At 65.7% G+C, this 12,203-nt stretch carries 13 protein-coding genes; 11 read left to right on the forward strand and 2 right to left on the reverse strand.

Annotated elements, in window-relative coordinates:
* The first annotated feature begins 35 nt into the window (after positions 1-35).
* The 6 genes from pstS (at position 36) to phoB (ending at position 5,330) form a co-directional block, all read left to right on the forward strand.
* On the forward strand, positions 36-1,082 hold the full coding sequence (gene pstS / locus G342_RS0104970; RefSeq protein ID WP_018182005.1) for a phosphate ABC transporter substrate-binding protein PstS: 1,047 nt from the start codon (positions 36-38) through the stop codon (positions 1,080-1,082).
* Positions 1,083-1,207: 125 nt separating this feature from the next.
* A complete protein-coding gene (gene pstC / locus G342_RS0104975; RefSeq protein ID WP_425402199.1) occupies positions 1,208-2,161 on the forward strand; it encodes a phosphate ABC transporter permease subunit PstC in 954 nt (317 codons plus the stop codon).
* A gap of 11 nt (positions 2,162-2,172) precedes the next feature.
* Complete coding sequence (gene pstA / locus G342_RS23285) at positions 2,173-3,075, forward strand: phosphate ABC transporter permease PstA (RefSeq protein ID WP_018182007.1); 903 nt, start codon at positions 2,173-2,175, stop codon at positions 3,073-3,075.
* On the forward strand, positions 3,072-3,857 hold the full coding sequence (gene pstB, locus G342_RS0104985; RefSeq protein WP_018182008.1) for a phosphate ABC transporter ATP-binding protein PstB: 786 nt from the start codon (positions 3,072-3,074) through the stop codon (positions 3,855-3,857). Before pstA ends, pstB begins: the two co-directional genes overlap by 4 nt.
* Before the next feature lie 25 nt (positions 3,858-3,882).
* Complete coding sequence (gene phoU / locus G342_RS0104990; RefSeq protein ID WP_018182009.1) at positions 3,883-4,599, forward strand: phosphate signaling complex protein PhoU; 717 nt, start codon at positions 3,883-3,885, stop codon at positions 4,597-4,599.
* Positions 4,600-4,631: 32 nt separating this feature from the next.
* Positions 4,632-5,330, forward strand: a complete 699-nt coding sequence (gene phoB, locus G342_RS0104995) for a phosphate regulon transcriptional regulator PhoB (RefSeq protein ID WP_018182010.1) — start codon at positions 4,632-4,634, stop codon at positions 5,328-5,330.
* A 231-nt stretch (positions 5,331-5,561) separates the two neighbouring features.
* Here the strand turns inward: phoB and G342_RS0105000 are convergent, their stop codons facing one another.
* The gene (locus tag G342_RS0105000) at positions 5,562-6,095 is read right to left on the reverse strand and encodes a GcrA family cell cycle regulator (RefSeq protein ID WP_026304136.1); all 534 of its coding nucleotides are present in this window, start codon (positions 6,093-6,095) and stop codon (positions 5,562-5,564) included.
* A 408-nt stretch (positions 6,096-6,503) separates the two neighbouring features.
* On the opposite strand from G342_RS0105000, the gene G342_RS0105005 reads away from it, so the two are divergent.
* The 3 genes from G342_RS0105005 to G342_RS0105015 are packed head-to-tail and all read left to right on the forward strand — an operon-like array spanning position 6,504 to position 9,673.
* A complete protein-coding gene (locus G342_RS0105005; RefSeq protein WP_018182012.1) occupies positions 6,504-7,736 on the forward strand; it encodes an aspartate aminotransferase family protein in 1,233 nt (410 codons plus the stop codon).
* Positions 7,737-7,754: 18 nt separating this feature from the next.
* Complete coding sequence (gene argF / locus G342_RS0105010; protein ID WP_018182013.1) at positions 7,755-8,678, forward strand: ornithine carbamoyltransferase; 924 nt, start codon at positions 7,755-7,757, stop codon at positions 8,676-8,678.
* Positions 8,678-9,673, forward strand: coding sequence for an Hsp33 family molecular chaperone (locus tag G342_RS0105015; RefSeq protein WP_018182014.1), 996 nt, complete (start codon positions 8,678-8,680; stop codon positions 9,671-9,673). Before argF ends, G342_RS0105015 begins: the two co-directional genes overlap by 1 nt.
* A 182-nt stretch (positions 9,674-9,855) precedes the next feature.
* Here G342_RS0105015 and apaG read toward each other — a convergent pair whose 3' ends face one another.
* On the reverse strand, positions 9,856-10,248 hold the full coding sequence (apaG, locus tag G342_RS0105020) for a Co2+/Mg2+ efflux protein ApaG (protein WP_018182015.1): 393 nt from the start codon (positions 10,246-10,248) through the stop codon (positions 9,856-9,858).
* Between the two features lie 219 nt (positions 10,249-10,467).
* Here apaG and mscL point away from each other — a divergent pair, with 219 nt between their 5' ends.
* Together mscL and G342_RS0105030 are read left to right on the forward strand one after the other, a co-directional pair.
* Positions 10,468-10,878, forward strand: a complete 411-nt coding sequence (gene mscL / locus G342_RS0105025) for a large conductance mechanosensitive channel protein MscL (RefSeq protein WP_018182016.1) — start codon at positions 10,468-10,470, stop codon at positions 10,876-10,878.
* Positions 10,879-11,035: 157 nt separating this feature from the next.
* Positions 11,036-12,202 carry a pyridoxal phosphate-dependent aminotransferase gene (locus tag G342_RS0105030; RefSeq protein ID WP_040878303.1) on the forward strand — a complete coding sequence of 389 codons (1,167 nt, stop codon included), beginning with the start codon at positions 11,036-11,038 and terminating at the stop codon, positions 12,200-12,202.
* The last annotated feature ends 1 nt before the right edge of the window (position 12,203 follow it).

The following is a 12,203-nucleotide window of genomic DNA, read 5'->3' on the forward strand; positions in this document are numbered from 1 at the left end:
CCGCAAGTCCCGAACCTTCGTCAGGGAGACGTCAGGTGAAACTCAAGAACTTCGCTCTCGCCGCCGGCCTTTTCGCCGCCACCATCGGCCTCGGTTCGGCGCAGGCCGCCGACATTTCCGGCGCTGGCGCGACCTTCCCCTATCCGGTCTACGCCAAGTGGGCGGATAGCTATAAGAAGGAAACCGGCATCGGCATGAACTACCAGTCGATCGGTTCCGGCGGTGGCATCAAGCAGATCAAGGCCAAGACGGTCACCTTCGGCGCCTCCGACGCGCCGCTCAAGCCCGAAGAGCTCGAGAAGGCCGGCCTGGTCCAGTTCCCGACCGTCATCGGCGGTGTCGTTCCGATCATCAACGTTCCGGGCCTGAAGCCGGGCGAGCTCGTCCTCGACGGCCAGACGCTGGCCGACATCTTCCAGGGCAAGATCGGCAAGTGGAACGACGAGGCGATCCAGAAGCTCAACCCGTCGCTGACGCTGCCGGACATGGCGATCGCCGTCGTGCGCCGCTCGGACGGTTCGGGCACCAGCTTCGTGTTCACCACCTATCTCTCGCAGGTCTCGAAGGCCTGGGCCGACGAAGTCGGCGCCGCTTCGGCCGTCGAATGGCCGGTCGGCCTCGGCGCCAAGGGCAATGAAGGCGTCGCCGCCAATGTCGGCCAGACGCAGGGTTCGATCGGCTACGTCGAGTATGCCTTCGCCGCCCAGAACGGCATGTCCTACGCCAAGCTGGTCAACAAGGACGGCCAGACGGTCGGTCCGGACGCTGCCAACTTCGCCGCCGCCGCTGCCAACGTCGATTGGGCCAATGCTCCCGGCTACTACGTCCTGCTGACGAACGAGCCCGGCGCCACCTCCTGGCCGATCACCGCCGCCACCTTCATCCTGATGTACAAGCAGCCGGATGACGCGGCCGCTGTCGCCGAAGCCCTGAAGTTCTTCAACTGGGCCTACGACAAGGGCGACGCGATGGCCGAGGAACTGCACTACATCCCGCTGCCGGACTCGGTCGTCGCCAACATCAAGGCGACCTGGGCCAAGGAAATCCTTGCCGACGGCAAGCCGGTCTTCGCGGCCAACTAAGCTTGATTTGACAAGGGAAGAGGGGCGCACGGCCCCTCTTCCGAACTTCCATTCAGTGGCTCCCCATGCGGAACCGGGAAAACAACATGGTCGATGCAGCGATGACAGGCGTGACCAGCGCCGGCATGGATAGTGCCAAGCTGAAACGCATGCGGCGGTTCCGGGCCGGGGACGCCACCTTCAGAGGATTGACCTTCGGCGCCGCCCTGACGGTGCTGCTGCTGCTGGGCGGTGTCATTCTCTCCCTGATCCACGGCTCGATCCCGGCACTCTCCACCTTCGGCTTCGGCTTCCTGACCTCGCAGTCCTGGAACCCGGTCACCGAGAAGTTCGGCGCACTGGCGCCGATCTACGGCACGGTGGTCACCTCCTTCATCGCGCTGCTGATCGCCGTTCCCGTCGGCATCGGCATCGCCATCTTCCTGACCGAGCTCTGCCCGCCCTGGCTGAAGCGTCCGATCGGCATCGCCATCGAACTGCTCGCCGGCATCCCCTCGATCATCTACGGCATCTGGGGCCTGTTCGTTTTCGCCCCCTTCTTCCAGACCAAGGTGCAGCCCTTCCTGATCTCGCTGTTCGAGCCGATCCCGCTGCTCAGCAATCTGTTCGCCGGTCCGCCCTACGGTATCGGCATCCTGACCGCCGGCTTCATCCTGGCCATCATGGTGCTGCCTTTCATCACCTCGATCACCCGCGACGTGTTCGACACGGTGCCGGCGGTGCTGAAGGAGGCGACCTACGGCCTCGGCTGCACGACGTCGGAAGTCGTCACCAAGGTGGTGCTGCCCTATACCCGCGTCGGCGTCATCGGCGGCGTCATGCTCGGCCTCGGTCGCGCGCTCGGCGAGACGATGGCGGTCACCTTCGTGATCGGCAACGCCCACAAGATCTCCGCCTCGATCCTGGCGCCCGGCACGACGATCTCGGCCTCGATCGCCAATGAATTCACCGAAGCCGTCGGCGATCTCTACACCTCGTCGCTGATCGCACTCGGCCTGATCCTGTTCGTCATCACCTTCATCGTTCTCGCTGCGGCACGTCTCCTGCTGATGCGCATGAACGTCAAAGCCGGCAATTGAGGCGCGCGACCATGGCAAGCTCTCTCGGCACTACCGCTTCGGCCGGCTATTCGGGCGCGTCCTCGCCCGTCGCCCAGGCGCTCTACCGCCGCCGCCGCCGCAGCAACAAGGTCCTGCTGACGCTCTCCGTCGGCGCCACCATCTTCGGCCTGGCCTGGCTGGTGCTGATCCTCGGCGCGCTGCTCTATGAGGGCTTCAGCGGTCTTTCGCTGGCGGTCTTCACGGAAATGACGCCGCCGCCCGGTTCGGCCGGTGGCCTGCTGAACGCGATCTGGGGCAGCCTGCTGATGACCTTTGGCGGCGTCATCATCGGCACGCCGATCGGCATCCTGGCCGGCACCTACATGTCGGAGTATGGCCGAGGCAACAAGATCACCACCGTGGTTCGCTTCATCAACGACATCCTGCTGGCGGCGCCGTCGATCGTCATCGGCCTGTTCGTCTATGAGGTGGTCGTCGTCCGCATGGGCCATTTCTCCGCCTTTGCCGGCATGGCCGCCCTCGCCATCCTGGTCATCCCGGTCGTCGTCCGCACCACGGAGGACATGCTCAACCTGGTGCCGAACCAGCTGCGCGAAGCCGCCGCCTCGCTCGGCCTGCCGCGTTCGATCATGATCCGCCACGTCGCCTACAAGGCCGCGATGTCCGGCATCGTCACCGGCGTGCTGCTGGCGATCGCCCGCGTCTCTGGCGAGACCGCCCCGCTGCTGTTCACGGCGCTGAACAACCAGTTCTGGAGCACCAATCTCAACGCGCCGATGTCGTCGCTGCCGGTGACGATCTTCCAGTTCGCGCTGTCGCCCTATCCGGATTGGCAGAAGCTCGCCTGGACCGGCGCGCTGCTCATCACCTTTACCGTGCTGGCGCTCAACATCGTCGCTCGCGCCTTCCTCAGCCCCAAGGCTCAAAAATGACCCAGACCGCGATGAATACGACCGGCTTGGCCGAGAAGATCTCGATCCGCAACCTGAAGTTCTTCTATGGCGACAGCCAGGCGCTGAAGACCATCAACCTGCCGCTCTACGAGAAGAAGGTCACCGCTTTCATCGGTCCGTCGGGCTGCGGAAAGTCGACCCTGCTGCGCGTGCTGAACCGGATGTACGACCTCTATCCGCGTCAGCATGCCGAGGGCGAGGTGATTTTCGACGGCCAGAACGTGCTGGATCCCAACCAGGACCGCAACATGCTGCGGGCCCGGATCGGCATGGTGTTCCAGAAGCCGACGCCGTTCCCGATGTCGATCTACGAGAACATCGCCTTCGGCATCCGCCTGTACGAGAACCTCTCGCGCTCCGAGATGGACGGCCGGGTCGAGGCGGCGCTGACGCGCGGCGCGCTCTGGAACGAGGTCAAGGACAAGCTGCACTCCAGCGGTCTCAGCCTCTCCGGCGGCCAGCAGCAGCGCCTCTGCATCGCCCGCACGATCGCGGTCAAGCCGGAAGTCGTGCTGTTCGACGAGCCCTGCTCGGCGCTCGACCCTATCTCGACGGCCAAGATCGAGGAACTGATCGACGAGCTGACGACCGACTACACGATCGCCATCGTCACCCACAACATGCAGCAGGCCGCGCGCGTCTCCGACTATACGGCCTTCATGTATCTCGGCGAACTGATCGAGTTCGACGAGACGACGAAGATCTTCACGTCGCCGAGCGACAAGCGCACCCAGGACTACATCACCGGTCGCTTCGGCTAAGGCCGGGCGCGGGCAGGAGAACGACATGTCCGAACACATTGTTTCCCGTTACGACGAAGAGCTCAACGACGTCGCCCGCCGCATCGCCGAGATGGGCGGCATGGCCGAGCGCCTGGTCGACGTCGCCGTCGGTGCGCTGATCCGGGTCGACACGGCAACCGCCAAGACCGTCATCGCCGACGACAAGAAGCTCGACGCTCTGCAGCGCGAATGCGAAGAGCGCGCCATCATGATCATCGCCCGGCGTCAGCCGATGGCGATGGACCTGCGCGAAGTCATCGCGGCGCAGCGCATCGCCAGCGATCTCGAGCGCATCGGCGATCTCGCCAAGAACATCGCCAAGCGCGTCATGGCGCTGGACGGCCAGCTGCAGTCGAAGCGCTTCAACACCGGCGTCGAGCATATGGCGCAGCTGTCGCTCGCGCAGCTGAAGGACGTGCTGGACGCCTATGCGACCCGCGACGTCGACCAGGCCTATGAGGTCTGGAAGCGCGACGAAGAGATCGACGCCATGTACACGTCGCTCTTCCGCGAGCTCCTGACCTACATGATGGAAGATCCGCGCAACATCACCTTCTGCACGCATCTTCTGTTCTGCGCCAAGAACATCGAGCGCATCGGCGATCACGCCACCAACATCGCCGAGACGGTGCACTATGTCGTGACCGGCCGTGTCCTGGCCGAGGATCGTCCCAAGCAGGACGAGTCGAGCACGACTGCCGTCGTCTACCAGAAGAACTGACCGAAGGTCGGAATAGGCCAGGATAATCGCGAATGACGCCGCGCGTTATGATCGTCGAGGACGAGGAGGCGCTGAGCCTCCTCCTCCGTTACAATCTGGAAGCGGAAGGCTATGCGGTCGAGGTCGTGCCGCGCGGTGATGACGCCGAGATGCGCCTCCTCGAAACGGTTCCGGATCTGCTTCTGCTCGACTGGATGCTGCCGGGGATCTCCGGCATCGAGCTTTGCCGGCGCCTGCGCGCCCGCGACGCCACCCGCACGCTGCCAGTGATCATGCTCACCGCCCGCGGCGAGGAGCAGGAGCGCATCCGCGGTCTCGCCACCGGCGCCGACGACTATGTCGTCAAGCCGTTCTCGGTGCCGGAGCTGATGGCCCGCGTCCGCGCCATCCTGCGCCGCTCCCGGCCGGAAGTGATCGCGTCGCTGCTGAAGGCCGGCGATATCGAGCTGGATCGCGAGACGCACCGCGTCCGCCGCTCGGGCCGCGAGCTGCATCTCGGCCCGACCGAGTTCCGCCTGCTCGAATATCTGATGAAGAGCCCCGGCCGCGTCTTTTCGCGCGAGCAGCTGCTCGACGGCGTCTGGGGCCGCGACGTCTATGTCGACGAGCGCACGGTTGACGTCCACATCGGCCGCCTGCGCAAGGCGGTGAACCGCGGCCGCGTCAAGGATCCGATCCGCACCGTGCGCGGCTCCGGCTATTCCTTCGACGACCAGTTCGCGATGGCCTGAGCCGACCAAGGCGCTCGAACCCTCCCTTGCGGGGGAGCGCAAGGCGGCGCGCGGTTCGTATCGATCGGTATCAATGCAAAAAAAGGCCGCGTGCGAGATCTCGCCACGCGGCTTTTTTGTCTGCTCGGCCCTGAAAACAATTCGGCCGTGCGCCTCGGGGGGAGGGCGGCACGGCCGGAACTGCGACCCGCCTCGGTCAGCGACGAAGGCGGGGAGGGGACGTCGTCGCGATCAGGCGCCGACGGCCTTCTTCTGGCGACGGTCATGCACCGGCTGATAGGCGACCCGCGAATGATATTCGCAATAGGGAATGCCGGAGTTCGAGCGCTGGCCGCAGAAGTGGAAATCCTCGGTGCTCGGATCGCCGATCGGCCACTTGCAGGTCTGCTCGGTCAGCGTGAGGATCGTGGCGTGCAGGCTGATCGGAACGACGACATCGTCCGAGCCGGCCGGCCGGGGCATGCGCCGCGGCTCGGGCGCCATCTGGCCGAGCGGCTTCAGGGCGGTGTTGCCCGCCACCATCGGTCGGACCGGATTGGGCCTTCCCGTTGTCGCGGATCGGCCACTGGTGGCCGCCGCCGGCTTGCGGGCGCGGGCGACCGGCGTCGAGGCCGGTTTGGCGCGACCCGACAGGCTCAGCCGATGTACCTTGCCGATGACCGCATTACGCGTTACGCCGCCGAGCTCTGAAGCAATCTGGCTTGCACTCAAGCCGTCGGTCCAGAGCTTCTTCAGCAACTCAACCCGTTCGTCCGTCCAAGTCATAGCGTGTCCTTGTCGGTCGGAGCGATACCCGGAATCCTGTCGCGGTCGTCAGCCGGGATGCCGGACGACTGTGAACGCCATACTTGGGTCAGGGGGAGGTACCTGCTCGATATTTCGTATCTTAACGGTTGTTAACATACTATATGGCCTGACTCGGTGACAAGAGTCGGCGGGAATCCTAGAGCCGGATCTACGCGTTTTCCCCAACTTGACGGCCAAATCCCGAACCGTGAGTCGGCTCAATCGCTTAGCCGCCACCTGGGGTGCCCACCTGCCGTTTTGATTGACACAAAACGTCGCGACCGTGATATAAGGGCAACGCAGAAAGTGCTGCCCGGCGCGTCGGCCTCGGGCGGCACTTTTGATTTTTTGGCACCCGTTTCCGTGGTTTGATCCGAAGGAGGGGATATGAACGCCCCCGATACCAGCGTAACCAAGACCTCGTCCAGCCTCTACGACACCTTTGCGCGTGCGCCGCTCGAATTCGAGCGAGGTGAGGGGGCCTGGGTCTTTACGCGAGACGGGGACGCCTATCTCGATTTCTCCGCCGGCATCGCGGTGAACACGCTTGGCCATGCCAATCCGGTCCTGGTGCAGGCGCTGACCGAACAGGCCGGCAAGCTGTGGCACACCTCGAACCTGTTCCGGATCCCCGGCCAGGAGCGGCTCGCCGACACGCTGGTCGCCAACACCTTCGCCGACCGCGTCTTCTTCGCCAATTCGGGCGCGGAAGCGAACGAGGCCGCGATCAAGACCGCCCGGCGCTACCACTATGTGAACGGCCAGCCGGAGCGCTACCGGATCCTCACCATCGAGGGCGCCTTCCATGGCCGCACGCTGGCGACGCTCGCCGCCGGCGGCCAGCAGAAATATCTCGACGGCTTCGGGCCGAAGACCGAGGGCTTCGACCAGGTGCCGTTCGGCGACATGGATGCCATCAAGGCGGCGGTGACGCCCGCGACGGCGGCGATCATGATCGAGCCGATCCAGGGCGAAGGCGGCGTGCGCACCTTCCCGAATGATTTCCTGCGCGAGTTGCGGGCGCTTTGCGACGCCGAGGGCATGCTGCTGATCATGGACGAAGTCCAGACCGGCATCGGCCGCACCGGCAAGCTGTTCGCCTATGAGTGGACCGGCATCGCCCCCGACATCCTGACGGCGGCCAAGGGCATCGGCGGCGGCTTCCCGCTCGGCGCGTGCCTCGCCACCAACGAGGCGGCCAAGGGCATGACGCCCGGCACGCACGGCACCACCTTCGGCGGCAATCCGCTGGCGATGGCGGTCGGCAACGCCGTTCTCGACGTCGTCCTCTCCGACGGCTTCCTCGAGCATGTGCGCGAGACGGCGCGCTATCTGAACCAGCGCCTCGGCGCGCTGCTCGACAGCCATCCGGGCGTCGTCGACGACATTCGCGGCGAGGGCCTGCTGATCGGCCTGCATGCGCTGAAGCCGATCCCCGAGGTCGTGGCCGCGCTGCGCGAGCAGCGCATGCTGGCCGCCGGCGCCGGCGACAACGTGCTGCGCCTGCTGCCGCCGCTCAACATCGGCAAGGCCGAAGTCGATGCCGCCATCGACAAGCTCGACGCCGCCTTTTCCGCAATCGAAGGCGGGGCCGCTGACGCGGCCCGTCAATCCGCGTAAGCGGTCGGGATATCCATCATGGTTCGGCATTTTCTCGACCTGACAGACTTCGATTCCGCCACGCTGCGGCAGATCATGGAGGGCGCGAAGCACATCAAGGCGACGCGCAACGGCGCCCGCGACGGCGTCGGCCCGCTCGCCGGCAAGGTGCTGGCCATGATCTTCGAGCAGCCCTCGACCCGCACGCGCGTCTCGTTCGACGTCGGCATGCGCGAGCTCGGCGGCCAGACGCTGATGCTGACCGGAGCCGAGATGCAGCTCGGCCGCGGCGAGACCTTCGCCGACACGGCGCGGGTGATGTCGCGCTATGTCGACGGCATCATGATCCGCATCCTCGATCATGCCGAGCTGCACGAGCTGGCCCGCAACGCCACGGTTCCGGTCATCAACGGCCTGACGCGGCGCTCGCATCCCTGCCAGGTCATGGCCGACATCCTCACCTTCGAGGAGCATCGCGGTCCGATAGCCGGCAAGACCGTGTCGTGGCTCGGTGACAGCAACAATGTGCTCGCTTCCTGGGTGCACGCCTCGGCGCGCTTCGATTTCCGCCTGAAGATCGCGACGCCGGAGGAACTGGCGCCGGCGCACAGCCTGCTCGACTGGGCCCGCGCCAATGGCGGCGAGGTGATCGCCGGCGAGGACGCCGAGGACGCGGCGTCGGATTCCGACTGCATCGTCACCGACACCTGGGTGTCGATGGGCGACAGCGAGGCGGAACGGCGGCATAATCTGCTGAAGCCCTATCAGGTGAATTCGCGGCTGATGGCGCGCGCCAAGAAGGACGCGCTGTTCATGCATTGCCTGCCCGCCCATCGCGGCGAGGAGGTGACGGCGGAAGTGATGGACGGCCCGCAATCGGTCGTCTTTGACGAAGCCGAAAACCGGCTGCACGCGCAAAAGGGCATTCTTGCCTGGTGCATGGGCGGCCCGGAGGCTCTTTGATGGAAAAAATCGAACCTTTCGACGCCGGCTCGATCGACATAGCCGGCGATGACGCCGTGCGGCCCTTCGCCGTGGACGGTCTGGACGTGCGCGGCCGCGCCATCCAGATGGGGCCGGCGCTGTCGGCGCTGCTGGCGCGGCACGACTATCCGCTGCCGGTCTCCAAACTGCTCGGCGAGGCGATCGTTCTCGCCGTGCTGCTCGGCTCCTCGCTGAAGTTCGACGGCCAGTTCCTGCTGCAGACGCAGACGGACGGCCCGGTCGACATGCTGGTCGTCGATTATCGCACGCCCGGCAATATCCGCGCCTATGCCCGCTTCGACAAGGAGCGCGTCGCGGCGATGGAGGAGGCGGGCTCGATGAAGCCGGAGCTCCTGCTCGGCACCGGCATCCTCGCCATGACCATCGACCAGGGCGAGTTCAGCAGCCGCTACCAGGGCATCGTCAAGCTCGACGGCGCCAGCCTGGAAGAGGTGGCGCACGCCTATTTCGCGCAGTCGGAACAGATCCCGACGGTTGTCCGCCTGGCCGTCGCCGAGATGATGACGCGCGAGGATGGCGGCGCCGCGCATAGCTGGCGCGCCGGCGGCATGATGGTGCAGTTCCTGCCGCAGGCGGGTTCCGGCGTGGCGCATCGCGACCTGCCGGGCGGTGACGTGCCGGACGGCCACGAGACCGAAGCCGAGGACGATGATGCCTGGGCGGAAGCGACGTCGCTGGTCTCGACGGTGCAGGACCACGAGCTGATCGATCCGGAAGTGCCGGCCGAGCGGCTGCTCTACCGCCTCTTCCACGAGCGCGGCGTTCGCGTCTATGATTCCATGCCGGTGCGGGACCAGTGTTCCTGCTCGCGCGACCGGATCAGCGGCGTGCTGCGCGGCTTCTCGGCCGAGGAGATCACGGACAGCATCGAGGGCGGCGAGATCGCCGTTACCTGCGAGTTCTGCGGCGCCAAATACAGCTTCGAACCGCAGGAATTCCTCGGCGAGGGCTGAGTTCTCCGCCGGGACGATCCGGACCCTCGCCTGTGGCGGGGGCTTCCTTGACGCAGGCTCGGCGGCGCCAACACGCCGCCGTGGTTCCTCGCACGTCAGCCCATCCAGCGGGATGGATCCCTGTGTGTCGGAGCTGTGCGATTATGGGGTGGCGGCGAGCGTGTTGCCGGGCCTCGAAAATCCTAATGCAGGATGCGGGCGGCGTTCGGGATGTCGAGCGAGAAGGCGGGAATGTCGACCGAGAACATCTCGCCGTCGTCGGTCTGCATCTGGTAGGTGCCGACCATGATGCCGGACGGGGTCGAGAGCGGGCAGCCGCTGGTATATTCGAAGCTCTCGCCGGGCTTCAGCGACGGCTCCTTGCCGATGACGCCGATGCCGCGCACTTCTTCGGTATGGCCGCGGCCGTCGGTGATGCGCCAGAAGCGCGACCGCAGCTTGACGTTCTCAAGCCCGAGATTGACGATCTCGATGGTGTAGGCCCAGACATAGCGGCTCTCGCCGGCCGAGGAATCGTCCTCGACGAAGCTCGGCTGCACGGTCACCTGAATCGATCGCGTAACGGTTCGATACATCGGCTCTTCTCGATATTGGTCCGAGGCTCTTAGCCCCTGCCGAGCGGGCCCGTCAATCGCGCTCGACGCCGCAGGGAGGCCGGCCTCGCCACCCTTCGCTGCCCCGCAAACAGCATTGGTCAGTAAAGCGTACACGTTTCGCGCGTCCCATGCCTGCGCTATAGTCGGCCTGGTCGTGAATCGAGCTTGCCGCGCGAGCCGGGCAAAAGGAACATTTGTATGCTGAAGGAATTCAAGGAGTTTGCCCTGAAGGGCAACGTCGTCGATCTGGCCATCGGTATCATCATCGGCGCCGCCTTCAGCGGCCTGATCAATTCGATCGTCAACGACATCATCATGCCGATCATCGGTGTGATCACGGGCGGCATCGACTACACCAACAAGTACATCCAGCTTGCCGGCGATCCGCAGCCGACCCTCGACGCGGCGCGCAAGGCCGGCGCCACCATCGCCTACGGCAACTTCCTGACGCTCTTGATCAATTTCCTTATCGTCGCCTGGATCCTGTTCCTGGTCGTCAAGGGCATGAACAAGATGAAGCGCGAGAAGGCGGTCGCGCCGGCGCCGGTCGCGACCCCCGAGGATGTGGCGCTGCTCCGCGAGATCCGCGACCTGCTCGCCAAGAAGTAGGCTCTGCGAAGGATAAATTTGCGCCCAGCGCAGCAAACGGCGGCCCTCGGCCGCCGTTTTGTCTTGGTTGGCGCCTAGTTTTCCGCCTGTCACCGAACAAAGACGCCGAGGGTCCCGGGGGGATCCGGCGCCTCAGCCATTGGAAACGTGCGTGTCCATTCACACCGCATTGAATACGCTGCGCCCGGAAGCAAGCCAGGCTCCGGAAAGCGGTATCGTCGAGGTCTTCAACTACGGGCGTGACCGCGCCGGCCTGATCCCGCTCTGGGTCGGCGAGGGCGACCTGCCGACGCCGGCCTTCATCAGCGAGGCGGCGCAGGACGCGCTCCTGGCGGGCGAGACCTTCTACACCCACCAGCGCGGCATTCCCGAGCTGCGGCAGGCGCTGGCCTTCTATCACGCCCGCCTCTACGGCAAGCCCTTCGATGCCGAGCGCTTCTTCGTCACCTCGGGCGGCATGCCGGCGATCCAGATCGCGCTGCGCATGGTCGCGGGCCAGGGTGACGAAGTCGTCGTGCCGACGCCGGCCTGGCCGAATTTCGCCGCCGCCGCCGAAGTCGGCGGCGCCAAGGTGGTCGAGGTGCCGCTCACCTATGGCAATGCCGGCTGGACGCTCGATCTCGACCGCTATTTCGAAGCGGTGACGCCGCGCACCAAGGCGCTGTTCCTCAATTCGCCCTGCAACCCGACCGGCTGGACGGCGACGCGCGCGGAACTGCAGGCTATCCTCGACTTCGCGCGGGCCAGGGGGCTCTGGATCGTCTCGGACGAGGTCTATACGCGCTTCTATTACGAGGGTGAGCGGTCGCCGTCCTTCTACGACGTCGCCGAGCCGGATGACCGCATCCTCTACGTCAACACGATGTCGAAGAACTGGGCGATGACGGGCTGGCGCGTCGGCTGGCTGTCGGCGCCGCCGGCGTTCGGGCAGGTGATCGAGAACCTCGTGCAGTATTCGAGCTCGGGCACGCCGAAATTCCTGCAGCGCGGGGCCGTCGCGGCGCTCGATCAGGGCGACGCCTTCATCGACTTTCAGCGTGAGCGCGCCGAGGCGGCGCGCGAGATCGTCTGTTCCGGGCTGGAGAAGACGGGGCGGGTGCGGCTGGTCCGCCCGGCCGGCGCGTTCTATGCCTTCTTCTCCGTCGATGGCGAGCCGGATTCGCGGGCGCTGGCATTGCGGCTGGTCGACGAGGCCGGTGTCGGCCTTGCCCCCGGCGACGCCTTCGGCGCCGGTGGCGCCGGCTTCATGCGGCTCTGCTATCTGCGCAACCTCGACCAGGTCCGCGAGGCGACCCGCCGCCTGGCCGATTGGCTGGCGAAGTAGA

It is taken from the genome of Kaistia granuli DSM 23481 (assembly GCF_000380505.1).
GTDB classification, from domain to species: domain Bacteria; phylum Pseudomonadota; class Alphaproteobacteria; order Rhizobiales; family Kaistiaceae; genus Kaistia; species Kaistia granuli.